24 protein-coding genes are annotated in these 25,310 nt (G+C 74.4%); 10 read left to right on the top strand and 14 right to left on the bottom strand.

Annotated elements, in window-relative coordinates:
* Nucleotides 1-27: 27 nt before the first annotated feature.
* Both ABD324_RS15465 and ABD324_RS15470 read right to left on the bottom strand, forming a co-directional pair.
* Complete coding sequence (locus tag ABD324_RS15465; protein ID WP_344417080.1) at nt 28-1,053, bottom strand: DNA polymerase IV; 1,026 nt, start codon at nt 1,051-1,053, stop codon at nt 28-30.
* 91 nt (nt 1,054-1,144) lie between these two features.
* On the bottom strand, nt 1,145-1,678 hold the full coding sequence (locus tag ABD324_RS15470; RefSeq protein ID WP_344417083.1) for a hypothetical protein: 534 nt from the start codon (nt 1,676-1,678) through the stop codon (nt 1,145-1,147).
* 238 nt (nt 1,679-1,916) lie between these two features.
* On the opposite strand from ABD324_RS15470, the gene ABD324_RS15475 reads away from it, so the two are divergent.
* The 4 genes from ABD324_RS15475 to ABD324_RS15490 all read left to right on the top strand — a co-directional run bounded on the left by ABD324_RS15475 (nt 1,917) and on the right by ABD324_RS15490 (nt 4,862).
* Entirely contained in the window at nt 1,917-2,486 is a 570-nt protein-coding gene (locus ABD324_RS15475; protein WP_344417085.1) for a hypothetical protein, read from the top strand.
* Nucleotides 2,487-2,561: 75 nt separating this feature from the next.
* The gene (locus ABD324_RS15480; protein WP_344417087.1) at nt 2,562-2,912 is read left to right on the top strand and encodes a hypothetical protein; all 351 of its coding nucleotides are present in this window, start codon (nt 2,562-2,564) and stop codon (nt 2,910-2,912) included.
* A gap of 55 nt (nt 2,913-2,967) precedes the next feature.
* Nucleotides 2,968-3,606 carry a GntR family transcriptional regulator gene (locus ABD324_RS15485; RefSeq protein ID WP_344417089.1) on the top strand — a complete coding sequence of 213 codons (639 nt, stop codon included), beginning with the start codon at nt 2,968-2,970 and terminating at the stop codon, nt 3,604-3,606.
* 56 nt (nt 3,607-3,662) lie between these two features.
* Complete coding sequence (locus ABD324_RS15490; RefSeq protein WP_344417091.1) at nt 3,663-4,862, top strand: MFS transporter; 1,200 nt, start codon at nt 3,663-3,665, stop codon at nt 4,860-4,862.
* Nucleotides 4,863-4,976: 114 nt separating this feature from the next.
* Here ABD324_RS15490 and ABD324_RS15495 read toward each other — a convergent pair whose 3' ends face one another.
* The 6 genes from ABD324_RS15495 to ABD324_RS15520 form a co-directional block, all read right to left on the bottom strand.
* Nucleotides 4,977-6,623 (bottom strand): hypothetical protein, encoded by a 1,647-nt coding sequence (locus ABD324_RS15495; protein ID WP_344417094.1) that lies wholly within the window; start codon nt 6,621-6,623, stop codon nt 4,977-4,979.
* 214 nt (nt 6,624-6,837) lie between these two features.
* The gene (locus tag ABD324_RS15500; protein WP_344417097.1) at nt 6,838-8,616 is read right to left on the bottom strand and encodes a BCCT family transporter; all 1,779 of its coding nucleotides are present in this window, start codon (nt 8,614-8,616) and stop codon (nt 6,838-6,840) included.
* 180 nt (nt 8,617-8,796) lie between these two features.
* The gene (locus ABD324_RS15505) at nt 8,797-10,107 is read right to left on the bottom strand and encodes a serine hydrolase domain-containing protein (protein ID WP_344417100.1); all 1,311 of its coding nucleotides are present in this window, start codon (nt 10,105-10,107) and stop codon (nt 8,797-8,799) included.
* A gap of 175 nt (nt 10,108-10,282) precedes the next feature.
* Nucleotides 10,283-11,680 carry a DUF2207 family protein gene (locus ABD324_RS15510; protein WP_344417103.1) on the bottom strand — a complete coding sequence of 466 codons (1,398 nt, stop codon included), beginning with the start codon at nt 11,678-11,680 and terminating at the stop codon, nt 10,283-10,285.
* The gene (locus ABD324_RS15515) at nt 11,681-12,244 is read right to left on the bottom strand and encodes a LemA family protein (protein WP_344417105.1); all 564 of its coding nucleotides are present in this window, start codon (nt 12,242-12,244) and stop codon (nt 11,681-11,683) included.
* A gap of 124 nt (nt 12,245-12,368) precedes the next feature.
* Nucleotides 12,369-12,845, bottom strand: a complete 477-nt coding sequence (locus ABD324_RS15520) for an Lrp/AsnC family transcriptional regulator (RefSeq protein WP_344417108.1) — start codon at nt 12,843-12,845, stop codon at nt 12,369-12,371.
* 127 nt (nt 12,846-12,972) lie between these two features.
* Between ABD324_RS15520 and ABD324_RS15525 the strand changes: the two genes are divergently transcribed.
* Nucleotides 12,973-15,303, top strand: coding sequence for a transketolase-like TK C-terminal-containing protein (locus ABD324_RS15525; RefSeq protein WP_344417111.1), 2,331 nt, complete (start codon nt 12,973-12,975; stop codon nt 15,301-15,303).
* A gap of 48 nt (nt 15,304-15,351) precedes the next feature.
* On the opposite strand, the gene ABD324_RS15530 is transcribed toward ABD324_RS15525, so the two are convergent.
* From ABD324_RS15530 to ABD324_RS15550, 5 genes are all read right to left on the bottom strand, one after another.
* Nucleotides 15,352-16,152, bottom strand: a complete 801-nt coding sequence (locus ABD324_RS15530) for a PP2C family protein-serine/threonine phosphatase (protein ID WP_344417114.1) — start codon at nt 16,150-16,152, stop codon at nt 15,352-15,354.
* Nucleotides 16,153-16,293: 141 nt separating this feature from the next.
* The gene (locus tag ABD324_RS15535; protein WP_344417116.1) at nt 16,294-17,223 is read right to left on the bottom strand and encodes a proteasome assembly chaperone family protein; all 930 of its coding nucleotides are present in this window, start codon (nt 17,221-17,223) and stop codon (nt 16,294-16,296) included.
* Nucleotides 17,224-17,331: 108 nt separating this feature from the next.
* Nucleotides 17,332-19,161: an ABC transporter ATP-binding protein gene (locus ABD324_RS15540; RefSeq protein WP_344417119.1), complete on the bottom strand. Its 1,830-nt coding sequence runs from the start codon at nt 19,159-19,161 to the stop codon at nt 17,332-17,334.
* A complete protein-coding gene (locus tag ABD324_RS15545; protein WP_344417122.1) occupies nt 19,158-21,152 on the bottom strand; it encodes an ATP-binding cassette domain-containing protein in 1,995 nt (664 codons plus the stop codon). The genes ABD324_RS15540 and ABD324_RS15545 overlap by 4 nt, the downstream gene beginning before the upstream one ends.
* A gap of 75 nt (nt 21,153-21,227) precedes the next feature.
* Nucleotides 21,228-21,395, bottom strand: coding sequence for a hypothetical protein (locus tag ABD324_RS15550; RefSeq protein WP_344417124.1), 168 nt, complete (start codon nt 21,393-21,395; stop codon nt 21,228-21,230).
* Nucleotides 21,396-21,536: 141 nt separating this feature from the next.
* Between ABD324_RS15550 and ABD324_RS15555 the strand changes: the two genes are divergently transcribed.
* Both ABD324_RS15555 and ABD324_RS15560 read left to right on the top strand, forming a co-directional pair.
* A complete protein-coding gene (locus ABD324_RS15555; RefSeq protein ID WP_344417127.1) occupies nt 21,537-22,463 on the top strand; it encodes an ATP-binding protein in 927 nt (308 codons plus the stop codon).
* 208 nt (nt 22,464-22,671) lie between these two features.
* On the top strand, nt 22,672-23,061 hold the full coding sequence (locus ABD324_RS15560) for an SCO5389 family protein (protein ID WP_344417130.1): 390 nt from the start codon (nt 22,672-22,674) through the stop codon (nt 23,059-23,061).
* A 167-nt stretch (nt 23,062-23,228) separates the two neighbouring features.
* On the opposite strand, the gene ABD324_RS15565 is transcribed toward ABD324_RS15560, so the two are convergent.
* The gene (locus tag ABD324_RS15565) at nt 23,229-24,059 is read right to left on the bottom strand and encodes a PadR family transcriptional regulator (protein ID WP_344417132.1); all 831 of its coding nucleotides are present in this window, start codon (nt 24,057-24,059) and stop codon (nt 23,229-23,231) included.
* Nucleotides 24,060-24,306: 247 nt separating this feature from the next.
* Between ABD324_RS15565 and ABD324_RS15570 the strand changes: the two genes are divergently transcribed.
* From ABD324_RS15570 to ABD324_RS15580, 3 genes are read left to right on the top strand one after another with little or no spacing between them, the layout of a single operon-like run.
* Nucleotides 24,307-24,474 (top strand): hypothetical protein, encoded by a 168-nt coding sequence (locus ABD324_RS15570; protein ID WP_344417135.1) that lies wholly within the window; start codon nt 24,307-24,309, stop codon nt 24,472-24,474.
* Between the two features lie 54 nt (nt 24,475-24,528).
* Complete coding sequence (locus ABD324_RS15575; protein WP_344417137.1) at nt 24,529-24,918, top strand: hypothetical protein; 390 nt, start codon at nt 24,529-24,531, stop codon at nt 24,916-24,918.
* Entirely contained in the window at nt 24,915-25,289 is a 375-nt protein-coding gene (locus tag ABD324_RS15580; RefSeq protein WP_344417139.1) for a YkvA family protein, read from the top strand. The genes ABD324_RS15575 and ABD324_RS15580 overlap by 4 nt, the downstream gene beginning before the upstream one ends.
* The last annotated feature ends 21 nt before the right edge of the window (nt 25,290-25,310 follow it).

Genomic DNA, 25,310 nt, shown 5'->3' on the forward strand with positions numbered 1-25,310 from the left:
TTCCGGGCGCGCTGCGGTGAACGGTCGTCAGGCAGGGGTGAACTCGGCCCTGACCCCCAGGAGCCGGACGGGGCGGTCGTGGGGGAACCAGCCCGCGACCTCGAGCGCGGCGGCCTCCAGCACCGCCGGGTCCCGGGTCGGGGCGGGCAGGGTGAGGCTGCGCGTGCGGGTCAGGAACGGCGCGTAGCGCACCTTCACCCCGACCCGCGCCACGTCCCGACCCTCCGCCTCCACGTCGCCGGACACCCGCGCGGACAGCACCCGGATCTCGGCGAGCACCGCGGTCCAGTTTTCGAGGTTCACGTCGAAGGTGGTCTCGCGGCTGCGCGAGCGCGGCACCCACGGCGTCGCCTCCATCTCGGTGCGCCCCATGCCCCGCCCGAGCGACACGTAGTACGGCCCCATCCGCGGGCCGAGCCGCTCGCCCACCGCGGTCGGGGAGGACTCGGCGAGCTGGGCGACGGTGTGGATGCACAGCTCGGCGAGCTTGCGCTCGGTCTTCGTGCCGATGCCGTGCAGTACGCCCGTCGGCTCGGTGCCGAAGGTGGCGAACCAGTTCCCCGCGGTGATCCGGTGCACCCCGCCGGGCTTGGCGAAGGCGGTGGCCATCTTGGCGCGCAGGGTGTTGTCGCCGATCCCGGTCGCGCAGGACAGCCCGGTGCGGGCGCGGACCTCCGCGCGGACCTCGGCGGCCAGGGCCTCGGGATCGTCCCCGTCCCACTGGAGGAAGGCCTCGTCCCAGCCGATCACCTCGACCACGACCGCGAACCCCCGCAGGACGGCCATCACCTCCTCCGACGCGGCCTCGTACGCCGGGTTGTCGGCGGGCAGGAACACGGCCTGCGGGCATCGGCGCGCGGCCAGGCGCATCGGCATCCCGGAGTGCACGCCGAACTCGCGGGCCTCGTAGGACGCCGTCGCGACCACCGTCCGTGACGCCGGGTCCCCGTTGCCCCCGACGACCACGGGCCGCCCGGCGAGCTCCGGGTGCCGGCGCTGCTCGACGGCCGCCAGGAACTGGTCGAGGTCGACGTGCAGCACCCAGCGGGTCACGCCGGGATCATGCCGTCCGCCCGGCGCCTCGCGCAGGGCGTGCGCCCGGCGCGGCTCGCGGCGCAGCTCGGAGCGGGGCTCACGGTGCGGATCAGGGCGGGGCACCCGCGAGGGCGCCGGCCACGAGCCGCAGCTCGCGGGAGTCGGAGCAGGAGGCCAGCAGCTGGGCCACCTCGTCGGCGTCCTCGGTGCACGTGTCCTCGTGCGCGCGGGCGAGCACGGCCGCCTCGTACAGCGGCTCACCGGGCAGCGGACGCTCCGGGCGCGGCACCCCGAGCGCGGCCGTGAGCAGCCGGAACGCCCCGAACCCGACGACGTAGAGCCCGGCCGGCAGCACGTCCGGCGGCGGCGGGGTGCCCGGCCGGTCCCAGCGCGCCACGGCGACGATCCCGCCGTCGAGCACCGCCCACGCGTCGACGACGGGGGAGTGCGGATCGCGCCCGCCGGCCGTCGCGAGGTGCTCGCCCGCGAGCCAGCGCCGTACGGCGGAGCGGCCGGCCGGGCGCACCTCGAAGACGGTCGGGGCGAGCGCGGAGCGGGCGAACCAGACGGTCCAGTCGGCGGCCCGGTCGACCGCTCTGCCGACCTCGCCGACGAGCCCTTGGTCGCCCACGTCCACCGCCATCGACGCCTCCTCCCGACGTGACCTGCATCATAGGCCGCGTCGGATACGGGCAGCAGCGACGAGTACCGAACCGTGTGCGCAGCGTCGTCAACCTCAGCGGTGATCTGCTACGGACCGTTACGTCATCGGAAAATCGACACGATCGTGGGACCCCGGCGCAGGCCGGTAACGGGGCAGGATGGTCCACACGATCACCAGACAACGGACGAGCCACCGGTCACGGACAGTGGAGGACGGCATGAGCGAGCAGGCACACGGCATCGGCGACAACGCGGGCTCCGGCGACGGCGCCGGCGACCTCGCGGATGTCCGGCGCTTCGTGCCGCGCCAGGCCCCGTCCCCGAGCGACCTGGCCAAGGTCGCCCGGCTGCTGCCACGCCAGCGCGTCTCCCCCGAGGGTGGCCCCGCAGGGCTGTCCGTGGCGGTCGGCCGCGAGCCGGCCGAGCCCCAGGGCCACGTCGTGGACCGCGACCGTGCCCGGATCCTCCTGCGCTACGCGCGGCTGATGAACTCCGGCCGGCCCGTCTTCTGCAAGCCGAGCCGCGCCGAGCTGGCAGGCGCCGCCCCGCGCCGGCAGGGCATCGGTGGCGACGGCAAGGTCATCTACTCGGACCGCGAGTCCGCCGAGGCCGCCGCCCGCGAGCTGGAGGAGCTGGGCGCCCGCGCGCAGCGCGCCTACGTGTGCAAGCGGTCGCGGCACGGGCACTTCCACCTGACCACCGACCTGGCCACCGAGCGCCGCCGCGCGCTGGGGATCCCGGCGTCGGGCGTGGTCATCCCGCAGCAGCAGGACCGTCGCTCCGCCTGAGCGTTCCCACACTTCGGGACCGCCTTTCACTCCGGCCGGTCCTCGTCTACCGTCGGCTGTGTCGACGATCACATCGTGATCGTCGACACCTCGACCATCACCGGGGAGGACCCGCCCGTGAACCCGCACCGCCTGCAGGACCGCCTCGACTCCCTGCCGGAGTCCCTGGACGCCAGCCAGCGCGCCCGGCTCGCGGCGCACCGCAGTGCCGTCGAGGAGTGCCGCGAGCGCATCGCCGAGCTCCGGGCCGAGCTGCGCCGGGTGCTGTCCGGCATCGACGGGCCGCGCAGCTCCGTCGAGATCATGATCGAGCTCGACGGGCTCGAGCGGGTGCAGCAGCGGCTCGACAGCCGCCTGTCCGATCTCTGCGACGAGCTGTCCGGCACCGCGCCGATGATCCACTACGGGGACGCCGCTCCGAACTGAGCCGTGACGGCCAGCATAGATACAAGCTTGCACCTGTGCTGTTAGCGTCTCGGGCGTGTCCCCCGAAGCGCCCGCGGCCGATCGCGCCTACGCCCTGACCAAGGAGCTCGTCCTGTCGGGGGAGCTGCCCGGCGGCCACCTCTTCAGCGAGGGCGAGATCGCCGGACGGCTCGGCGTGAGCCGCACCCCGGTGCGCGAGGCGTTCCTGCGGCTGCAGGCCGAGGACCTCCTCAGGCTGATCCCCAAGCGCGGCGCGGTCGTCGTCCCGGTGCCGCCGGGTGAGGCCGAGGACGTGCTCGACGCGCGCGAGGCGGTCGAGATCGCCGCCGTGCGCCGGCTGCTGCGCCGGCCCGACCGGATCCCCGCCGCCGTCGCCGAGCTGCGCGCGGCACTGGAGGTCCAGCACAGCCACGTCCAGCACGGCCACACCGACCTGCACGCCTTCGCCGAGGCGGACGAGGCCTTCCACCGCACCCTCGTCGCCGCCGGGGGCAACGCGCTGACCATGCGGTTCTACGAGAGCCTCGCGGACCGGCAGCGCCGGATGAGCGTGCACGCCCTCGGCCCGGTGCCCGGCCACACCGCCGTGGTGCTGCGGGAGCACGAGGAGCTGATCGGGCAGGTCGAGGCGGGGGACGACGCCGGCTTCGCCACCGCCCTACGCGCCCACCTGGACGGGACGCACCGGCGGTGAGCAGGCAGGACCGGACGGCGACCGCAGGTTCGACGCCGCGGCCCGCCGCAGGTTCGATGCCGCGGTCCGCCGCGAGGTCCATCTGGTGGCCCGCCGCCGTCGCGGTCTTCGCGTGCGGCTGGGGCGGCAACCAGTTCACCCCGCTGCTCGTGGTCTACCGCGAGGCCGGGCTCTCGATCGTCACGGTCGACGCCCTCCTGGGCGCCTACGTGATCGGGCTCGTGCCCGGCCTCCTGCTGGCCGGCTCGCTGAGCGAGCGTTTCGGCCGCAAACCCGTGATGGTGGCGGGGACGGCGCTGTCGCTGCTGGCCAGCGTGCTGATCGCCCTCGGCCCGCTCGGCGTGGGCTGGGTGGCCGCCGGCCGCTTCGTGACGGGCTTCGGGGTGGCCGTCGCGATGGCCGTCGGATCCACGTGGGTCACCGAGCTCTCCGTGCTGGGCGGGGCACCGGCCCCGACCGGGACCCGGCGCGGCGCCCTCTGGCTCACCCTCGGGTTCGGCCTCGGCGCGGGCGTCGCGGGCGCGTTCGCCCAGCTCCTGACCTGGCTCGACGTGCCAGGGGTGCGGGTGTGGCCCTTCGTCCTGCACGCGGTGCTCGCCGCAGGTGCGCTCGTCTCGCTGGTCCGGGTACCGGAGACCCGCGGGGCGGGTCCGGCGGCGTCGTCGGCCCGCTTCGCCGACGCCCGCCGTCCCCGCTTCCTGCGCGTGATCGCCCCGATGGCGCCGTGGATCTTCGGCTCGGCCGGGGTGGCCTACGCGATCCTCCCGCAGGTCGTGGGGGAGAAGCTCGGGTCGCACGGCCTCGCCTTCTCGACGCTGATCACGGTCGCGACCCTCGGCGCGGGGGCTCTGGTGCAGCCGTTCGCCCGCCGGCTCGACCGCACCACCAGCGCCCGCGCGGTGCTGTCGGGGATGGTGCTGATGTCGGCGGGCCTGGCGGTCAGCGCGGTCGCGGCGGCCCTCCGCTCGCCGTGGCCGGCCCTCGCCGCCGCGCTCGTGCTCGGCGCCGCCTACGGGATCGCGCTGGTCGGGGGCCTGCTGGAGCTGCAGCGCCTGGTCCGCCCGGAACGCCTCGCCGCGATGACCGGCGCCTACTACGCCCTGGCCTACGTCGGCTTCCTGCTCCCGAGCGTCCTCGCCCTGCTCAGCGGCCTGGCGAGCTACCCGTTCCTGCTGGGCTGCCTCGTCCTGCTCGCCCTGGCCGGCACCGCGGTGATCCTCCGCCACTCCCGCCGCGACCTCCCCACGCCCGTCTAGACCCCCACCAGACCCGCGAGTCGGCACTTTTCGGAGGCCGAAACACACGCTCACGACGCGCGCGAACGTCACATTCGGCCTCCCGAACGTGCCGACTCGCGGGTCTGAGCGGGGTTACGAGAGGAGGAGCTCGTCGTCCCTCGGGTCGGCGGGGTCGGTGACCGAGCGGAGGCGCTTGGCCTCCGCCAGGCCCCGCGAGCCCGTGCGGGCCAGGGCGTGGAGGGCGAGGTCGCGGTGCAGGGGATCGTCCGTGCGGGCGAGGAAGCGGGTGAGCTCCCGGGCCGCGTCCCTCGACGCCCGGGCCGCCACCCACGCGTCGAGCTCCGCCTCCGCGACGGCCGGCCGCACGTCCGACATCCGCACGCAGACGTACTCGATGTCCTCGTCCGCGAGCTCGCCCGGCAGCGGGGCGTGCAGGCCCTGGTCGATGAGCATCTCGTGCACCGCCCACAGCCCCATCGGCGTGAGCGAGACGATGGTCGGGTCCGGGTCCTCGCGGCCGGACAGCTCGACGAGCCCGTCGAGCTCGTCGGTGTCGAGCAGCTCGCCGAGCTCCACCGCGCCGAGCAGCTCCAACGCGTCGAGCAGGGCGGTGACGTCCCGGCGCCAGAGCCGGCCCTCGGCGTCCCCGGCGAGGTCGTCGACGACGCAGCCGCACGAGTCGTTGACCGCCTCGCGGACCAGCCGGTGGAACAGCTCGACCGGGATCGGCCCGCCGCCCGCGGCGTAGAGCTCGAGCCAGAGGATCGGGAACGCGTCGGCCAGGGACATGCCGAAGAGCGACGGCGCGCCGAAGACGTCCGTGCCGCCCAGGTGGTCGCCGATCCGCCCGACCGAGCCGAACACGCGTCGCCACAGCTCGATGGGCCGGTGGAGGTCCCGCGCCGCGCTCTTGACCTGCACGAGTCGCCCGTTGACCGGCCGGACGAGCCGCGCGGCCTTGGCCCAGTGCAGCATCATCGACGTGTCGGGCAGGTCCGTGCTCTTGCGCGCGGTGTCCCGGTAGAGCTGGTCGAGCCCGAGCAGCTCGGCGAGGCTCAGCGCGTCCGCCAGGCCGAGGCGGCCGTCGCGGGTGAGCCGGCGGCCCGCGCGCACCCAGCCCGTGAGCCTGCGCAGCAGGTCGAGCGCGACGCTGTCCTGGGCGGCCTGCACCATGTCCGCCGCGCTGGGCAGCAGCACCGGCGGCAGCTCGGGCGGGGGCGCGGGATCGCGCGGGGTCTGCTCCTCGCGGCGGGTGATCTCGGCGAGCGCGGCCCGGTCGATGTCGACCTCGCCGGACCGGGCCCGGTCGAGGAAACGCTGCACCGCACGGGGATCGGCCGGGTCGACGCCGTGGCGGCGCAGCTGGACGCCCCAGAACTTGCCGAGGTCGTAGTTGCGCTCGTCGGCGATGCCGTCGAGCAGGGCGGGCGTGGAGTCCCGCACCTGGGCGTGCAGCTCCGCGCGCGACGAGCTCCGGGAGTCCAGGCCGTCGGAGTCGCCGAGGAAGTCGATCAGGGCGTGGAAGGCCTCCGGCACCTCGTCGGCGTCGAGCACCGTGACGTGCCGGGGGAACCACATGCCCAGGGCATCGGCGACGTGCGCGCGGGTCCAGCGGCCGAGCCGGCGGTCCAGCGCGTACTTGTAGTCGAGTGCGGCGGCGACCAGGAAGACGTCGGCGGAGACGCGGCGCCGGCGCGACCAGGTGAGGAACGCTTCCAGCAACCGGTCCCGCGCTCCGGCGTATCCCTGGTCGTCACCCGGGGCGAAGACGAGACGCATTCCGGCCACCCTCTCAGCTCCCCGGGGCGGGGGGACAGAGGGGGTGGCCGGGCACCCGGACGGGACGATCGGGTATAGCCGTGCCGGACCCCGGCTCGCGGTGCGGAAGGGTCTGCTCGGCTCACCCGCCGACGTCGCAGATGTGTGTTTCGGCCTCCGAGAAGTGTCGACTCGCGGGTGGTTCCGGCTCGCGGGGCGATCGGGGCTACCGGGGCTACCGCGGCTCGCCGGGGAGCCTCGTGCCGCCGCCGCGGGACTTCGCCTCCGCCGCGCCCTCCGCCATCGTGCGCGGTTTGACGGTGAGGATGAAGTCGCCGTCGTGGGCCTCCATGCCGTACTCGACCGCCTGCTCGACCGCCTCGCTGGCCTTGTTCTCCCTGCGCATCAAGGGGTCCGAGCGCAGGTCCTTGAACAGCGAGACGCACAGCGCCACCATGACGATCACGAACGGCAGCGCCATGATGATCGTGATGTTCTGAATGCCCGACAGCGCGTCCGAGCCGCCGACCAGCAGCATCACCGCCGCGATCGCGCCCATCACCGTGCCCCAGAAGATCACGATGCCGCGGCCCGGCTCGATGGAGCCCTTCTGGGAGATCGTGCCCATGACGACGGACGCGGCGTCCGCCCCGGAGACGAAGAAGATCGCCACCAGCAGCATCGCGACCACGGACAGGATCGCCCCGCCCGGGTAGGACTGCAGGAGCCCGAACAGCTGGCCCTCGGTGCTCGCCGACGCGAGGTCGTTGCCGGACTGCTGCTGCGAGATCGCCGCCCCGCCGAAGATCGCGAACCACACCAGCGACACGACGCTCGGGATCAGGATGACGCCGGCGATGAACTGGCGGACCGAACGGCCGCGGCTGATCCGCGCGATGAACATGCCGACGAACGGCGTCCACGAGATCCACCAGGCCCAGTAGAAGACCGTCCAGCTCTGCAGCCACGAGGCCGCCTCGGGGCCGTCGGCGCCGGTGCGGGCGGCCATCGACGCCAGGTCGGACAGGTAGTGCCCCACGGTGCCCGGCAGCAGGTTGAGGATCAGCACGGTCGGGCCGACCACGAACACGAAGAACGCCAGGATCGCGGCGAGCACCATGTTGATGTTCGACAGCCACTGGATGCCCTTGGCGACACCCGACACCGCGGAGACGATGAACGCGACCGTGAGCACCGCGATGATGCCGACGAGCAGCCCGGTGCCGGGGTTCTCCATCCAGCCGCCGGCCTTCAGCCCGCCGCCGATCTGCAGGGCGCCGAGGCCCAGCGAGGCGGCCGAGCCGAAGAGCGTCGCGAAGATCGCGAAGATGTCGATCGCCCTGCCGAGCGGGCCCTCGGTGCGCCGGGTGCCGAGCAGCGGCGCGAACGCGGCCGAGATGAGCTGGCTGCGGCCCTTGCGGAAGGTGCCGTAGGCGATCGCGAGCCCGACGACGGCGTAGATCGCCCACGGGTGCAGGGTCCAGTGGAAGAGCGTGGTCGCCATCGCGGCGTCGAGCGCGGCGGGGGTGCCCGGCGCGGCGCCGGAGCCCGGCGGCGGTGAGGTGAAGAACGACAGCGGCTCCGCGACGCCGTAGAACATCAGCCCGATGCCCATGCCGGCGGAGAACATCATCGCCACCCACGAGCTCGTCCGGAACTCGGGACGCTCGCCGTCGCGCCCCAGCGGGATGCGGCCGTAGCGGCTGATCGCGAGCCAGAGCGCGAACACCACGAACCCGCTGGCGGCCAGGATGAAGAACCAGCCGCCGCCGCTCATGATCCCGCCGAGTGCCGCCGTGGCCACCGAGGACAGAGTGTCCGTGCCGAGGATCCCCCAGGCGATGAACGCCACCACGAGGGCGGCCGAGACGCCGAACACCACACGGTCGGTCGAGCGGGGCCGCTCCGCCGCGCCCGTCTCCGCTGCGCCCGTCTCCGCTGCGGCATCGGGACGCGGTTCCGGGTCGGGGTCCGGCGCGGTGTCGGGCCCGGTCGTGGGTTCCTTGACGGTCATCGGCGGCGTCCTCGGGTCGGGTCCGGTGGTCGTGTTCGTCACCATCGGACCCGAATTCGCCGTCGTCAACCGATGAGTCCGGATTTGTTTCGCGAGTTGCGCCGTGTTGCGCACTGCGGCGACCTGCCGGAACGTGCCCGACGACCGTGGGGCAGCGGTGCGGTGATCGTTACCCGAACGTCACGGGACCTGCCAGCCTCCGGCGTCGACCCCGCCGGGGACGGGTGCGGCCGGGTCGTACGGGGTGCGGGTGAAGACGAACGTGGCGAGGTTGAGGGCGACCGGGTCGAGCCGGAGGGTCTCCCCGGCGAAGTAGCCGTCGAGGCCGACCCAGGTGCCGTCCTCCCGGGCCCGGAACCGCGACGAGCGCCCGGGCCTGCCGAGCCCGCCCAGGTGCAGCAGTCCTCCCGGGACCGCGCGCAGCACGTACGGCGAGGGGCCCCAGTACCAGGGTCCGAGCAGGCTCGCGGGCACCGGCGAGGGCGACGGCGACCATTCCGCGACGATCGTCGGCTCGGCCTCGCGGAGATCGGCCAGCAGGGTCGCGGGCAGGGCGCCGTCCAGCCCGGAGGTGACGTTGGCGAGCGCGAGCGCCGCCGTGCCCTCCTCGCGGTCGCACCAGAGGCCGGCCAGGAAGCCGGGCATCGAGCCGCCGTGCCCCACGAGGGTGCGCCCGTCCTTCTGCTGCACCTGCACTCCGAGCCCGTACGAGCCCCAGGCGCCCGAGAAGTCCACGCCGGCCGGGAGCGTCATCTCCTCGACGGTGTCCGGGGAGAGGACTCCGCCGCCGTCGCCGAGCAGGAAGGCGCCCAGGCGGGCCAGGTCGCGGGCGGTGGCCCAGAGCTGGCCCGCGGGAGCCATGATCCCGGCGTGGTGCTCGGGCTCGGGCAGCACCTCGTCCGACCACGGGTGCACGGCATAGCCCTGTGCCGCACGGCCTTCGGGGCGTGGGGTGGTGCGGGTCATGCCGAGCGGGCGGAGCACCTCGTCGGTCGCGACGACGTCCCAGGAACGGCCGCGGGCGCGGGCGACCAGCTCGCCGAGCAGCCCGAAACCGAGGTTGGAGTAGTGGAAGCGGCGACCCGCGGGGAGGACCCGGTCGGCGGCGGAGAGGGGCAGCTCCTGGGCGGGGGTGCGCTCCCACCACAGGCCGGGGGACTCGCTCGTCACGCCGCCGGTGTGGGAGAGCAGCTGGGTGAGCGTGCGGTCGCCGAGCGGGGTGCCGGGGAGGTGCTGCTCGAGGGTGTCGGAGAGGTCGAGCAGGCCCTCGTCGCGCAGCCGCAGGACGGTGATCGCGCAGACCGTCTTGGAGATCGAGCCGAGGCGGTACTGGACGTCGTCGGCAGGCTCCTCGACAGCCCCCCTTCCCGTGTGCCACACCAGCTTCCCCTCGCGGACGACCCCGGCGACGAGCGAGGGACACCGCCCGTCGCACTGGGCCCGGGCGACGCGGGCGAGCAGGGTCCGTTCGGTGGAGGGGAACAGCGACATGATCGGACGCTATCGCGACGCCGAATGAGCGAGCGGCGCGGTCGCTCACACCTAGCGAGCGAAAGTGCCGTTCGCTCATTGGGCGGGCGCGGGGTGGCGGCTGCCGCTGCCGGCACCGGGGCCGGTGAGCGAAAGTGCCGCTCGCTCACTAGGACTGAGCGAGAGTGCCGTTCGCTCAGTCCGGGGTGGGGGCGGCGGCGGGGCCGGTGGGGCGCATGCGGGAGGGGGTGAGGATCTCGACCTCGTGGAGCCAGCCGATCCGTCCGGAGATCGTCGCCCGCACCACGTCCCCCTCGGTCAGGGAGTTCCAGCGGGTCTCGTCGGTGCCCACCGCGTGGACGCCGCGGGCGGCCCCGGTGTCGAGCCCGACGTAGTGGTCGTAGGTGGTGGAGCTGTCGTTCTGCTTGCGCACCTTCGTGCGCAGCCGCACGACCTGACCCTCCACGGTGGACCTCCCGGCGGCGTCGAGCAGCAGGTTCACCAGCGGCACCGCGACGACCAGCACCAGCCCCACGAACCCGACGGCCTCCGGCGGGAACGGGGAGTCCAGCAGGGCGCGGGCGAGGATGCCCAGGAGGAACGCGAACCCCCACGACGGGATCGCCGCCAGCGCCAGCCGGCCGACCGTGTGCAGCGGCGAGCGGCCCCAGAAGAACCGCCCCCACGGGCCGGGCCCGCGGTAGTCGACGTGGACCACGTGCCACATCCCGCCCCGGTCCGACCAGGCGCGGCTGTCGTCCGCGGGGGTGCTCACCGGCAGCCCCGCGACGGCCCGGCCGGCCAGCCCGAGGGCCGCGGCGTAGGCGAGCGGGCGGCCCCAGATCGTCACGGACGCGGCCGGCGCCTCGGCGAACCGGGCGCCCGCGAGGTGCTCGCGCACCCCGAGCCAGCGTCCCGCGGCGTCGGCCCCGGCCTGCGTGCCGCGTTCCCGATCCAGCTTGCCGACCAGCGCGGACAGCCCCGCGAACGCGAGCACCGCGCCGCCGGCGAAGGGGCCTATCGGGCCGTCGTCCGGCTTCGTCAGCCAGACCGCGGCGGCGATCCCGACGACCGCGGCGGGAACCACGGCCGCGCCGAGCAGCAGCGTCCGTTGTGCCGCGCTCCAGCGCGGACGGGACAGCCCCGCCGCGCGGGCCTCGGCGATCACGGCCTTGGTGAAGCTCTTCCACCAGCTCCCGAGGTTGCGGGCGCCCTCGGCGAGTGCGCCGGTGGCGACCACGCCGTCGGCCGTCGCCAGCGTCCGGACGTGGTCGAGCACCAGCTTCTCGTAGGGGGCGAGCGCGGGCGGATCGCCGCGGCCGAGCCGGACCAGCGACAGCTCCGGGCCGATCTCCTCGATGCCGATCACCCGCCGGGCGGCGAGGTCGAGCAGGGTCGCCGAGGCGGCCTCGTCGCAGAGCTCCCAGCCGCCGGTGACCAGGTCGACGATCGCCGGCGACTCCGGGCCGAGCGCGCCGGTCGCGGGTCCGGGCCGCACCGGTGGTGTGCGGGAGGCCGCCATCACGACCGTGAGCAGCGCGAACCAGGCGCCGCCGGCGATCAGGACGCCGAGCAGCGCGAGCGCGACGGACATCTAGAACCGGACCTGGACGGGGCCGCGCTCGGCGTCCGGCGCGGTGAAGTAGTCGCGGGTCCGGAAGCCGGCGATGCCCGCGACGATGTTCGTGGGCACCGTCTGGCAGGCGTTGTTGTAGGTCAGGACGGCGTCGTTGTAGTACTGCCGCGAGTAGGCGATGCGGTTCTCGGTCTCGCCGAGCTCGGCCTGCAGCTCCGAGAAGTTCCGCCCGGCCTGCAGCTGCGGGTAGGCCTCGGCCACCGCGAACAGGCTGCGCAGCGCGCCGGTCAGCTGGTTCTCGGCGGCGGCCTGTTCGGCGGGCCCGGTGGCGGACACGGCGGCGGCGCGGGCGGCGGTGACCGAGTCGAGGGTCTGCCGCTCGTGCGCGGCGTACCCCTTCACCGTCTCGACCAGGTTGGGGATGAGCTCGTGGCGGCGGCGCAGCTGCACGTCGATCTGCGACCAGGCGTTGTCGACCGCGTTGCGCGAGGTCACGAGCCGGTTGTAGACGACGACGGCGAGCGCGCCGGCCACGACGACGATCACCACGAGCAGCACGATGACGATCAGCACGGTGGTCATGACGGGTCTCCGGGGGGCGGGGAGGCGGGTTCTCGGGGAGAAGAGCGACGAACGGGCCGAACTCGTACAAGTAGGCCCGGGAACCCTCGTGAGTGGCAATAGTCGCTCTGGCGACTATTGCCACTCACGGGGTTTGACGTGCGGTGATGCGGTCGAGGAGGGGGGTGACGCGGTGTTCGACGAGCGTGCGCATGACCATCGACGTCGAGGTCCGTTCCACGCCCTCGATCGCCAGCAGCCGGCCCGCGATCCGGTAGAGGTCGTCCGCGTCGCGGGCGGCGAGGCGCACCAGCAGGTCCTCGTCGCCCGTCATGCCCAGGACCTCGAGCACCTCCGGCACCGCGGCGAGCGCCTCCGACACCGGCGTGAGCAGGCGCTGCACCACCGTGACCGTGACGTACGCGGACAGCGGATAGCCCAGCGACGCCGGGTCGATCCGGCGCTCGAAGCTCCCCAGCGCCTCCTCCAGGCGCCCCAGCCGGGCCTGCACGGTGTTGCGGGAGGCCCCGACCTGCTCGGCCAGCGCGAGCGCGGTGGCCCGCGGGTGGGCGGTGAGGGCGCGCAGCAGCCGCGCGTCCAGGGCGTCGATCGGGTTGGGCACTCTGCTCGCCTCCGTGCGGGGTCCGGGGTCCGTCAACGTGCATTCTGCACGGTCGTGAGGCCCGGAGTTGTGCAGGATCATCGGAAGTGATGGCCTGTGTGAAGCAGTGTGCGTCGAGAGGAGCCCCATGTCAGCGCCGGCCCCCACAGCGGACCGTCTCGCGGTGCTGGGTGAGATCGAGCAGCGGGTGCGCTGGCTCTCCACCGCGATCATCGACCATGCGAACCGGGTGCGGCCCAACCCGACCGGGCTGAAGGTCGGTGGGCACCAGGCGTCGTCGGCGTCGATGACGACCCTGATGACGGCGCTGTGGTTCGAGCAGCTGCGCGCGGGGGACCGGGTGTCGGTCAAGCCGCACGCCTCGCCGGTGCTGCACGCGATCAACTACCTGCTCGGCGAGCTCGACGAGGAGTACCTGACCACGCTGCGCGCGTTCGGCGGGCTGCAGTCCTACCCGTCGCGCTCGAAGGACCCCGATCCCGTCGACTACTCCACGGGCTCGGTCGGCATCGGCGCCACGGCCCCGATCTGGGGCGCGCTGGCGCGCCGCTACGTGACGACGCTGGGGGAGCAGGCGGGCGCGGGTCGCCAGTACTCGCTGGTCGGGGACGCGGAGCTCGACGAGGGCGCGGTGTGGGAGGCCATCCTCGATCCGATGGTCGCCGAGCTGGGCGAGGTCGTGTGGATCGTCGACCTGAACCGGCAGAGCCTCGACCGGGTCGTCCCGAACATCGGGGCGCCGCGGCTGCAGGGCATGTTCGCCGCCGCGGGCTGGCAGGTCCTCACCGTCAAGTACGGGCGGATCCTCACCGAGCTCTTCGAGCGGCCCGGGGGTGAGGCGCTGCGCCGCCGGATCGACGAGATGGCCAACCCGGAGTACCAGCGGCTGCTGCGCTGCACCCCGGCCCAGCAGCGCGAACGGCTGCCCGACTCCCCGGAGCTCGCCGCGCTCGTCGCGACGCTCGACGACGAGACGCTCCACGCCGCCGTCCGCAACCTCGGTGGGCACGACCTGGCGGCGGTCGGGGACGCCTTCGCCGCGATCGACGACACCCGCCCGACGGTGATCTTCGCGTACACGGTGAAGGGCTTCGGGCTGGCGAGCGAGGGGCACCCACAGAACCACTCGTCGCTGCTCTCGGCCGAGCAGTTCGGGGAGCTGGCGGCGGCCTCCGGGATGTCGGCCGAGCAGCCGTGGGAGCGGTTCGCCGAGGCGAGCGCGGCGGGGCGGGTGTGCGCGGAGACCGCGTCGCGGCTGCGCCGGGACCCGATCGCCGCGGTGCCGGCCCCGGTGCTGCCCACGGACATCGGCCGCACGCCGAGCGGGCGGGCGACCACCCAGGCCGCGCTCGGACGGGCGCTGCTCGACCTCACCCGCGAGGCCCCCGAGGCGGCGCGACGGGTGGTCACCCTGTGCCCGGACGTCTCGTCGAGCACCAACCTGGGCGGCTGGGTGAACAAGGTCGGCGTCTGGTCGCCGGACGAGCGCCGGGACTGGTTCGACGACGACCCGGAGACGATCCTGCACTGGCGGGAGAAGCCCACGGGGCAGCACATCGAGCTGGGCATCGCCGAGGGCAACCTCGTCGGCGCGCTGGGGGAGCTGGGCGCGACCTGGTCGCGCTGGGGGCAGCCGCTGCTGCCGATCGGGGTCATGTACGACCCGTTCGTCGAGCGCGCGCTGGAGCCGTGGTCGTTCGGGATCTACGCCGGCGGCCAGTCGATCCTGGTCGGCACGCCGTCGGGGGTGTCGCTCGCGCCGGAGGGCGGGGCGCACCAGTCGATCACCACGCCGTCCGTGGGTCTGGAGCAGCCGGGCTGCCTCACCTACGAGCCGGCGTTCGCGATCGACGTCGAGTGGACGCTGCTGGCCTCGCTGGCGCGGCTCGGGCGCCCGGACGGCAGCAGCGCTTACCTGCGGCTCTCGACGCGCCCGGTGGACCAGTCACTCGCATCTGTCCCGGCCGATCCCGCGGCCCGGGAGCGCCGCCGCAAGCAGGTCGTCGCGGGCGCCTACCCACTCCGCTCATGGTCGACTCCGCACGCTCCGTCTCCGCGCTCCACCGAGAACCCGGCCGTGACGATCGCGGCGATGGGCGCGATGGTTCCCGAGGCCCTGGCCGCGGCCGAGCGCCTGGAGTCGCTCGGCACGGCGGTCGACGTCGTGGTGGTCACCAGCCCCGGGCTGCTGTTCGACGCGGTCCAGGCCCGCGCCGGCCACGGCGCCGCGGACACCTGGGTCCTCGACGCCGCCTTCCCGGCGCGCCGCGCCGCGCCGCTCGTCACGCTCCTCGACGGCCACCCGCACACCCTGGCGTTCCTGGCGGGGATCAACCAGGTGCGGGCCACGCACCTGGGGGTGACCCGCTTCGGCCAGTCCGGCGACCTCGACTCGGTGTACCGCTACCACGGCATCGACGCCGACTCGGTCGTCGCCGCCGCCCTCGACCTGCTGTAACCCAGCTCGCGAGCGGCGGCCGGGGGCCGGTGAGCAGAGCGCTCCGGACTACCGCCACTCACGGGGCAGCGGGACCACGGTGGCGGTGGCGTTGTCGCGGGTGCCGGCGGCGAGGGCCGCGTCGACCAGGGCGCGGGCGGCCCGGGCGGGGCCGGGGCCGCGGCGGACGAGGAAGCCGATGGTCTCCGGGTCCAGGGTGCGGTGGATGCCGTCGCTGAGCAGGACGAGCGTCCCGGGAACGGCGGGGCCGCGGGCGGTGCCGACCTGGTCGGCGGTCGCCGTGCGGACCGTCGTGGTGACGACGTTCTCCCACCGCGGGCCGGGGGTCTCCCCGCGCTCCCGGAAGTACTCGGCGACCGTGTGGTCGTGGGTCAGCGCCTCGGTGTCCCGCTCGGTGACCAGCAGCGCCCGGCTGTCGCCCACCCACGAGACGCTCCAGCCGCCGTCCGGCAACCCGGCGGCGACGACGAGCACGGTGTCGCCGGTCGCGCAGTCCGCGCGCACGGCGTCGCCGGCGGCGAGGACCGCGTGGAAGCTGCCGACCCGGGGCGCGACCGCGGCGGCCACGTCCGCGGCGACGTGCGCCGCCCGGGCGGCGTCGGCGGAGTCCCCGATGCCGTCCGCCACGGCGAGCGCCAGACCGGCGCCGACGCCCTGCACCGCCGTCGCGTCCGCGGCCACCCGGCGCAGCCCGCGCACCGAGGCGGACCCGGAGGGGCCGGGGACCCCGGGCACGCGGGAGAGGACGGGCGTGAGCGGGCCGGTCTCACCGAGCCGGTCGGCGGGAGTGGCCGGTCCGTCGGACCCTCGCGGCGCGGGGATCGGGCGGGTGCGCTGAGGGGTCTGCACGGGGCACCTCCCGGAGATGTCGGAGGCACGGGCCGATGACCGTGAGGGGGGATGTCGGCCACCGACCCGCGCCGTACGACCGAGGATGCCCCCGTTTCCTGTGGCCCGTCTGTGGAGGCGCTGAGACGGCCCTGTTGTCCGCTACTGGCCGGTCTCGTCCTTGTCGTCGCGGTCCTCGCGCCCGGCCAGGAACCGCTCGACCTCGGCGGCCAGCTCGTCCGCGCTGGGCAGGTCGTCGAGCCCGATCCCGCTCTCGCGCCCGGCCGCGACCGTGTCGTACTGCTTCTCCAGCGCCTCGACGACCTCGGCGACCTCGCTCGACCCGGCCACCTGTTCGGCGATCTCCGCGTCGGTGCGCTCCGCGGCCTTCGACAGCTCCTCGGTGGACAGGTACAGCCCCGACGACACCGACGAGTGGTCCAGCAGGATCCGTGCGGCCTGCGGGTACTCGGCGCGGGCGAGGTAGTGGGGGACGTGCACGGCGAAGCCCATCGCGTCGATCCCCGCCTCGCCGAGCCGGTACTCCAGCAGCGCCAGCGCGCTGCCCGGCACCTGCGCCTCGGCGAACCAGGGCTCGTGGCCCTCGATCAGCTCCTTGCGGGAACCGTGCGCGGTGACGCCGATCGGCCGGGTGTGCGGCACGGCCATCGGGATGCCCGACAGCGTGACGACCAGGCGCACGTTGAAGCGGCGCACGATCTGCTCGACGGCCGCGACGAACCGCTCCCACTGGGTGTCCGGCTCGGGCCCGGCGAGCAGCAGGTACTCGGTGTCCGCGGAGTCGGTGAGGGCCACGACGTCGAGCACTGGGGCCTCGTAGCCCGCCCAGCGGTCCGTGTCGAAGGTCAGCGGGGGCCGGCGGGAGCGGTAGTCGACGAGCTGGTCGACGTCGAACGAGGCGACGACGCGGGGCTCCTTCCCCTCCCGCAGCGCCGCGACCGCGAGCCGCCCGGCGTTGCCGGCGTCGACGAACCCGTCGAGCACCACCAGCAGCACCGACCCGTCGGTGTCGGCGGCGGGGTTGTCCTCCGCGCCTTCCTCGACCCGGTACAGGTCCGCGGGATCCAGCACAGTGACGTCCTCCGTCGGTCGGAACAGCGCGCGAGTACGGCGGGTGCCGGGTACCCATCCTCGCGTGCAACGCCCCGGCGTGCGCACAGCATCCCCCGACGGGCGCCGCTACCGGTACCCGGCCGCCTGCAGCGCGAACAGCTCGGCGTACCGCCCGCCCGCCGCGAGCAGCTCCTCGTGGCTGCCCCGCTCGCGCACCCGGCCGTCCTCCAGCACGACGATCAGGTCGGCGGCCCGGACCGTCGAGAAGCGGTGGGAGACGAGCACGGTCACGGCCCCGGAGCGGGCCGCGCCGCGCTGTGCGGCCCGGGCGTAGCGCGCGAAGAGGGCGTGCTCTGCCTGGGCGTCGAGGCTGGCCGTGGGCTCGTCGAGGACGACCAGCAGTGGGTCGTCGCGCATCAGGCCGCGGCCCAGCGCGAGCTTCTGCCACTGTCCGCCGGACAGGCCGTGCCCGCCCGTGTAGGCGCTGCCGACGAGCGTGTCGAGGCCCTCGGGGAGCCGCGTCACCAGGGTCGTGGCGCCCGCCCGGTCCAGGGCTCCGGTGACGGCGTCCTCGTCGGCCATGCGGGGAAGATCACCCACGCCGACCGAGGTCCGGACGGGTTCGTGCAGCCGCGCGAAGTCCTGGAACGCCGCGGTGCAGCGCTCGCGCCAGGCCGCGGGGTCCATGCCGGCGAGCGGCTCGTCGTCGACGTCGATGCTCCCGGCGTCGGGCCGGTACATCCCCAGCAGCAGCTTGACCAGGGTCGACTTGCCGGCGCCGTTCTCGCCGACGATCGCGACGGTGGCGCCCGCGGGCAGCAGGAGGTCCACGCCGTCGAGCACCGGGTGCTCCGTACCCGGGTAGGTGAACTCCACCCCGCGCAGCCGGATGCCGCCGCGCAGGTGCCCGGGCGCCGGTCCGGTGCCGCGCCGCGCGGACTCCGCGGCCGCGTGGTCCTCCAGCCAGAGCAGCCGGTCCGCGGTGGTGAGCGTGGTGAGCATCTGCCCGGAGCGGGTGGTCGCGGTGGCGAGCTGCGCGCGGGCCCGCCGGATCAGCGTGACGGCCATGAGCAGTGCCCCGTAGGAGAGCAGCCCGTGGGTGGTCTGGACGACGACCAGCGCGATCGCCCCCATCAGCCCGAGCGCGTAGAGCAGCCAGCCCGTGCCCTGCACCGCGAGCACGGCCACGGCCTCGCGGGCGCTGCGCCGGTCCACCGCCTCGGAGAGCCGGCGGTGCTCGGCGGCGAGGTGGCCGACGAGCCCGTAGGAGCGCAGCTCGCCGGCGGCGTCCGCGCTCGTGGCCAGCGAGAACAGCATCCCGGCCCGGCGGCGGTCGTGGGCGGCGTCGTCCTCGGTGCGGCGGGTGATCCGCTTCGCCCACCGGTCCGCGACGAGCGGCGGGACCGCGCAGAGCGGCACCAGGAGCAGCCACCAGGACACCGACGCCAACAGCACCAGCAACGCGACGATCCGGGCCACGGACGCGACGTTGCCCATCAGCAGCCGCGGCGCCGACGCGAGCTGACGGCGATGGGTGCTGATCTGCTCGACCTCGGTGAGGTACTCCGGGCGTTCCAGGTGCTCCAGGCCGTCGACACCGCTGATCAGCCGCACCAGCCGGCCGGTGTGCGCCACCGACACCTGGTCGGAGAGCGTCATCGCCTCCGTCGCGCCGATCGCCTGCAGCACCCAGGACAACGACAGCAGCCCGCCGACGACCAGCGCACCGGTCACCGTCTGCCCGGTGTTCCCGGCCAGGGCCCCGTCGACGAGCACGCGGAACCCGAGCGGGTAGCAGACGGCCGCGGCCCCGCCGAGCACGAGCAGCGCCGTCATCACCGACATCTGCAGGGGCGCCGTGCGGAAGCCGTCGAGGAGCAGGAGGTTCAGCAGCCGGCGGGCGCGGCGGGGTGAGCTCCGGGGTGGGCTCAGGAGTGGACGCCGGGGGGAGCTCACGCGAACCGCTCCGCCTGCAGGGCGTACATCCGGGCGTAGGTGCCGCCCGCGGCCACCAGCTCGTCGTGCGTGCCGCGCTCGGTGATCACGCCGCCGTCGAGCACGCAGATCGAGTCGGCCCGCCGGACCGTCGAGAAGCGGTGGGAGATGACGACCGTGGTCAGGCCCTCGGTGATGCCGAGGAACCGGTCGTAGAAGTCGGCCTCGCCGCGCACGTCGAGCGCCGCCGTGGGCTCGTCGAGCACCAGGACGCCGGCGCCGTGCCGGGTCGCGAACAGCGCCCGGGCCAGCGCGAGCCGCTGCCACTGCCCACCGGACAGATCGACCCCGCCGGGCAGCTCGCGGGCGAGCATCGTGTCCCAGCCCGCCGGCAGGGTCGCGACGACCGCGGCGAACCCGGCCCGCTCGGCCGCCGCGAGCACGCCCTCGCGGTCGTCGAGGTGCTCGGGCGCGCCGAAGGCGACGTTGTCGTAGGCGCTGGCGGGGTAGTGGACGGGCGCCTGCGGCACCATCGCCACCTGCCGCTGCCAGCTCGCGGGGTCGAGCTCGCGCGCGTCGGTGCCGTCCACCAGGATCCGGCCGCCGCCGAGGATCCGGCTGCCGTCGGGGGTCCGGCTGCCGTCGGGGGTCCGGCCGCCGCCGAGGATCGGGTCGCCGTCGGCCGGTCCGTCGCCGCCGGGGTCCCGCAGCCGGGAGAGCAGCCCGACCAGCGTCGTCTTGCCCGCGCCGTTGACCCCGACGATCGCCGTGGAGGTGCCGGCGCGCAGCTCGAGATCGACCCCGGCGAGGACGTCGGACTCCTGGCCGGGATAGCGGAAGCGCACCCCCTCCAGGCGGATCGCGCCGCGGGGCAGCCCGGTGGCGTCCCGGGCGCCGGTCATCGGGGCGGGCGCGAGCCGGGCTTCCAGGCCGTCGACGTCCGGGAGACCGGCGAGCGTCCAGGCGAGGGTGATGTCGTCGAACGTGACCGTGCCCGCGGACATGGTGACGGCGAGCATCGGCAGCAGCGTGGCGAGCGCCGCCAGACCCAGCCCCGTCCCGATCTGCCCCGTCCCGACCAGCCCCGTCCCGGTCAGCCCTGTTCCGGCCGGACCCCGCGCGTCCCCGCCGATCACCAGGAGCGCGGCGGTCGTGCCGGCGAGCACCACGAGGAAGGTGCCGGCCGCCCGGCGGTGCAGGCTGCGCAACCCCGCCGCGCCCGAGCGGATCGCGGCGCCGAACTCGTCGCCGAACCGGCCGGCGACCCAGGGACCGAGCCCGAAGACCCGGATCTCCTTCGCCGCGGCCGCCTTGGAGCCGAGCGCCGCGAAGTACCAGGCACGGCGCATCGCGGTGGTCCGGCCGCGGTGCTCGGTGGCCTGCCGCACGACCGCGGCCAGCACGATCCGACGCACCAGCACCCACATCACGAGCAGCCCGAGGCCGATCCACCAGTTCGCGACCGCCACGACGACGCAGCCGAGGTAGCCCGAGAGCCGGGTCGCCAGCGCGCCGGCCCAGGTCACGGGGGCGTCGCCGGGGAAGAAACCGGTGAGACCGCCCTCCGCGCGGGCGAGGCGGTCGAGGACGTCCGGGTCCTCCAGATGGCCGGTCCCGACCGGGGTCGCCACGGCGGCGAGCAGCCTGCCCTGCAACGCCCCGGTGATCCTGCTGCGCGCCGCAGTCCCCAGCGCGGTCCCGATCGGCTCCAGGACCAGCGAGAACGCGTAGACGAGCGCGGCGAGGCCGAGCGCGACCAGCAGCCGGTGCCCGTCCGCCGAGCCCAGGCCGTGCTGCGCCGCGGCGGTGACCGCGCCGACCACGGCGCCGAGCGCCACGACGACCAGTGCCGGCGCCAGCGCGCTCGCCACCGTCCACGCCACGACGCCCACCACGAGGGGCCGGCTCGACGCGGCGAGCAGCCGCATGGCCTGACGACCGGTGGCCCGTTCGCCGGGGACCGCGCCGGCGGCCGAACGAGCGGCCTGCCGGGCCGGACTCAGGGTGCTCACGGCCCGGAGGCTAGAACCCCCGCCGGGCCGACGACGACCCGGTTGATCAGGCCCTTTCCGGGCATCTCCGGCGAATCACGGCAGCTGCTTGCGCTTGGCCCCCTTGAGCGCGGAGTACCCCGCGGCCCCGACGAGGACGATCGCCCCGATCACGAGCGCGGCGCCGAGGAACTTGAACACGGCCCCGACCAGCGAGAGCGCCAGGAAGATCAGCAGTGCGGCTCCGAGCACCTTGAGCACCATCGTCGGGCCTCCTCTTCTTTCCTCCGTTGGACGAACGGTACGCCCGGCTGGTTCCCCTCCGGCGCGAATTCGCCGACCACCCTGATCACCCGTTAGTGAACATCGTTATCGTTACCGTGGTCGACAAGGAGAGGAGACGACGTGCGGATCGCGTTCGTCGGCAAGGGCGGCAGCGGGAAGACGACCACGGCGGCGTTGTTCGCGCGGACGGTCGCGAAGCGGGGCGCGCGGGTCCTCGCGATCGACGCCGACATCAACCAGCACCTCGGGGTCGCGCTCGGCGCCGACCCGGACGCACCTCCGCCGCGTGCGCTCGGCGGCGACCTGACCTGGCTGAAGGACCACCTGCGCGCGGACAATCCGCTGCTGCCGAGCGCGGACGTCATGATCAAGACATCGCCGCCCGGTCCCGGCTCGCGGCTGCTGGGCCTCGACCCCGCCGGGGAGCTGCTGCAGCGCTTCGCCGGGGCGGGCGGCGGTGTCCCGTACCTGGTGACGGGCTCGTTCGACGAGGCCGACATCGGCGTGTCCTGCTATCACTCGAAGACGGGCGCGGTGGAGCTCTACCTCAACCACCTCGTCGACGGGCCGGGGGAGTACGTGGCGGTCGACATGACCGCGGGCGCGGACGCCTTCGCCTCCGGCCTGTTCACCCGCTTCGACCTCACGGTGCTGGTGTGCGAGCCGACCCGCCGCGGCGTGGGCGTGTACGAGCAGTACGCCGAGCACGCCGCGACCCACGGCGTCGCCCTGCGCGTGCTCGGCAACAAGATCAGCGGTGACGACGACGTCGCCTGGCTCCGCGAGCAGGTGGGGGAGTCGCTGATCGGCTGCCTGTCCCAGTCGCCGTGGATCCGGGCCGCGGAGCGCGGCTCGGTGCGGCCGCTGGCCGAGCTGGAGCCGGCCAACCGCGCCGTCCTGAACCGGGTCGTCGCCGAGCTCGACGCCCGCACCCGCGACTGGGAGGCCTACCACCGCGACACGGTCGAGTTCCATCTCCGCAACGTGCGGGCCTGGGCGCCCCACGCGGACAACCAGATCCCCCCGGTGAGCGCGTACGCCCGCTAGGGAGTGTCTGACGGGTCGCCGTCGAGTCCGCGGCGTTCCAGGTGGATGCCCCGCAAGGCGGCGCCGGGCCCTCATACCGGGCGTATTCGGGCCTGTCGCCAACGCCGCGGGGCGTCCGCCTGGGGCGTCGCGGGCCGGCGGGGGTCCGTCAGACGCTCCCTGGAGCGGTCCCCACCGTCCCGGTCGACAAGCAGAAAGGCACACATCCATGTCCCTCGACGTCCCCACCGCCGTCCTCGAGGCCGCGCAGCGCCGCGAGATGGACGACGCACAGTTCCTCGCCGTCGTCCGTGACTCCCTGCCGTACGCCTGGGAGGTCGTCTCGCTCGCCGCCGCGGACCAGGACGGCACCAGGCCGTTCGGCGAGCACGAGGTCCCGCCGCCCTCGGAGCAGGAGCGGGGCCAGCTGCTGCGGGCGCTGGCGAGCACCTCGATCCGGGGTGCGCTGGAGCGGCACTTCGGCGTGGTCCTGGCCTTCCAGAACTGCCACCGGGTCGCGGCCTTCGCCCCCGCGGCGGTCGGCTCCGAGATCTACCGCGAGTTCGTCTCGCCCCGCGGCCAGGTCCTGAACCAGTCCCCGGAGCTGCGCGACTGCTGACCCCGGACACGGCGAACGGGCCGCTCGCTCACCAGATGTGAGCGAACGGCCCGTTCGTGCGTCGGGGGTTCCGCAGCGTGCCGCAGGGCGGCCGCGGGGTGCCGGTGGAGCGAGCGGCACGTTCGCTCACCAGGTGTGAACGAGAGCGCCGTTCGCTCATCCGGCGGCTACTCCGCGAGCAAGCGGTAGATCGTCTTGCGGGCCTCGGTGAGGGCCTCCGTCGCGTTCGCGATCTGCTCGGCGTTGCCGGCGGCCATCACCTGCTGCGCGGCGGCGTGGAGCTGGCCGAGCTGCTCCCAGAGGGCGACCTCGGGGCCGTCCTCGCCGTCGCCGTCGAACGAGGCCCAGACCTTGTCGAGCTCCTCGCGGTGCTCCTCGACGTACGTGGTGCCCGCCTCGGTGAGCTGGACGACCCGGCGGCCGTCGGTCTGCTCCACGCGGACCAGGCCCTCGTCCTCGAGCTGGGACAGCGTCGGGTAGACCGAGCCGGGGCTCGGCCGCCAGCGGCCACCGGAGCGGTCGGCGATCTCCTGGATGATCTCGTAGCCGTGCCGCGGCTGCTCCGCGACCAGGGCGAGGACGGCCAGCCGGACGTCACCGCGGTTGGTGCGCCGGCCGCGCCGCCCGCCGCGCGGGCCGCCGAAGCCGCGGCCGCGGGGACCACCGGGCCCGAACGGCCCGCCGGGCCCGAAGGGGCCACCCGGTCCGCCCGGACCGCCGAAGGGGCCGCCCGGGAAGGGCCGTCCGCGGCGGCCGCCGCGCGGGTGCTCGGCGCCGCGCTCGTCCGGGCCGCCGTCTCCGCCGTCCATGCCGACGTTCACGGTGATGTCGGGTCGTTCCGGTGCGAACGGGGGTCGCCCCCGTCGTCCGCCCCAGCCGCCGCCGCGCGGGCCACGGGGGCCGCGCGGACCGAAACCGCGGAACTCGCCGCCGAAGCCTTCTGCCATCGCGTCGCGCAGGGCGGCGCGGGGATCCCATGCAGGGTTGTGGGAAGTCATGTCTGTCTCCTTGGATCTGGTTCGAGCCATCTCATCAGCTCGTGTGCCATCACGATATATCGCTATGCATCGGCGATGCAAAGGTCAGTTCTGTGATGCCGATCACATATTGATGGGACCCCGGCGATGGTCGGTACGCGCCGCGTCACACCTCCGGGTATGGCCCGGATCACGGCAGTGCGTCCTGCTGGTCCTGTTCGTCCGTTTCATGAGACCCTGGGCGGGGTCGAGGGCGAGCGGAGGGCCGATGCTGCGGGTGGTGGGCGCGCTGCTGCTGGTGGTCCTCGCGTTCTCGCTGGTCGGGGCCGTGTTCCAGTTCCTGGCCTGGGCACTCGTCGTCGGCGCCGTCGTCTTCGCCGGGGTCGTGGTGTGGTCCGTCGCGGGCCGGGGCGACCGCCGGCGCCTGAACCGCTGACGCTCCGCAGAACTACGGGGGTGCCCGGGCACGTCCTCCGTCAGGGTTCTCCGTATGGACGGAACCGGAGTGTTGCGTGGTGGCGCCCGCCTGCTCGGCGGCCTGGTCCTCGCCCTGCTGGTGGCGGCGAGCTGGCTGGTCTGGACCGGGGGAGTCGGAGCGGCCCACGCCCCCTGGCAGGTCGCCGGGGCGCTGGCCTGCGCGGTCGCCCTCACCGTGCTCGCGCCGCGGTGGCTGCCCGGGCCCGTCGTCATCGTCGTCGCGCCGCTCGCCTTCACGGTCGCCTGGGCGGTGAGCGCCCGCACGGCGGACGACTCCGGGCTCTGGGCCGTCGGGGCGATCATGGTGCTGCTCGGCTCGGTCGCGGCGACGCTGCTGCTGGTGCCGCTGGGCACATTGCTGCGGGGAACGCGCCCGGCCGGCTCGGCGTTGAACCGGACGTGACGACCTTTTCCGCCCGCCCCGGACGGCGGGCCGCCTTCCTGGTCCTCGGCCGCGCGCTCGTGCAGGGCCGCCGTCCCGGTTCGCCGGGCCTGGCGGACCGTGCGCGGGCCCTCCCGCGGATGGCGCTGGGCGCGGTGAGCGGGCGCTACCCCGCGCTCACCCGTGGCCGGCTCGCGATGCTGGTCCTCGCCGTCGCGTACCTGGTGTCGCCGATCGACCTGGTGCCCGAGGCCTTCCTCTCGGTGTTCGGGCTGCTCGACGACGGTGTGGTCGCCCTCTGGCTGGGCGGCGCGCTGCTGGTGGAGACCCAGCGCTACCTCGAGTGGCAGCGGGCCGGGGCCCCGGACGTCGTCGACGGCGAGCTCGTCTGACCCGGAGCCCGGCCGAGAGCC

The sequence above is a fragment of the Pseudonocardia ailaonensis genome (genome assembly GCF_039531635.1).
Taxonomy (GTDB): Bacteria; Actinomycetota; Actinomycetes; order Mycobacteriales; family Pseudonocardiaceae; genus Pseudonocardia; species Pseudonocardia ailaonensis.

Coding starts and splice junctions, on each gene's coding strand:
- ABD324_RS15470 (WP_344417083.1), bottom strand. CDS start 1,678: ATGGCGGTGGACGTGGGCGACCAAGGGCTCGTCGGCGAGGTCGGCAGA.
- ABD324_RS15475 (WP_344417085.1), top strand. CDS start 1,917: ATGAGCGAGCAGGCACACGGCATCGGCGACAACGCGGGCTCCGGCGAC.
- ABD324_RS15490 (WP_344417091.1), top strand. CDS start 3,663: ATGCCGCGGTCCGCCGCGAGGTCCATCTGGTGGCCCGCCGCCGTCGCG.
- ABD324_RS15495 (WP_344417094.1), bottom strand. CDS start 6,623: ATGCGTCTCGTCTTCGCCCCGGGTGACGACCAGGGATACGCCGGAGCG.
- ABD324_RS15500 (WP_344417097.1), bottom strand. CDS start 8,616: ATGACCGTCAAGGAACCCACGACCGGGCCCGACACCGCGCCGGACCCC.
- ABD324_RS15505 (WP_344417100.1), bottom strand. CDS start 10,107: ATGTCGCTGTTCCCCTCCACCGAACGGACCCTGCTCGCCCGCGTCGCC.
- ABD324_RS15510 (WP_344417103.1), bottom strand. CDS start 11,680: ATGTCCGTCGCGCTCGCGCTGCTCGGCGTCCTGATCGCCGGCGGCGCC.
- ABD324_RS15515 (WP_344417105.1), bottom strand. CDS start 12,244: ATGACCACCGTGCTGATCGTCATCGTGCTGCTCGTGGTGATCGTCGTC.
- ABD324_RS15525 (WP_344417111.1), top strand. CDS start 12,973: ATGTCAGCGCCGGCCCCCACAGCGGACCGTCTCGCGGTGCTGGGTGAG.
- ABD324_RS15550 (WP_344417124.1), bottom strand. CDS start 21,395: ATGGTGCTCAAGGTGCTCGGAGCCGCACTGCTGATCTTCCTGGCGCTC.
- ABD324_RS15560 (WP_344417130.1), top strand. CDS start 22,672: ATGTCCCTCGACGTCCCCACCGCCGTCCTCGAGGCCGCGCAGCGCCGC.
- ABD324_RS15565 (WP_344417132.1), bottom strand. CDS start 24,059: ATGACTTCCCACAACCCTGCATGGGATCCCCGCGCCGCCCTGCGCGAC.
- ABD324_RS15570 (WP_344417135.1), top strand. CDS start 24,307: ATGCTGCGGGTGGTGGGCGCGCTGCTGCTGGTGGTCCTCGCGTTCTCG.
- ABD324_RS15575 (WP_344417137.1), top strand. CDS start 24,529: ATGGACGGAACCGGAGTGTTGCGTGGTGGCGCCCGCCTGCTCGGCGGC.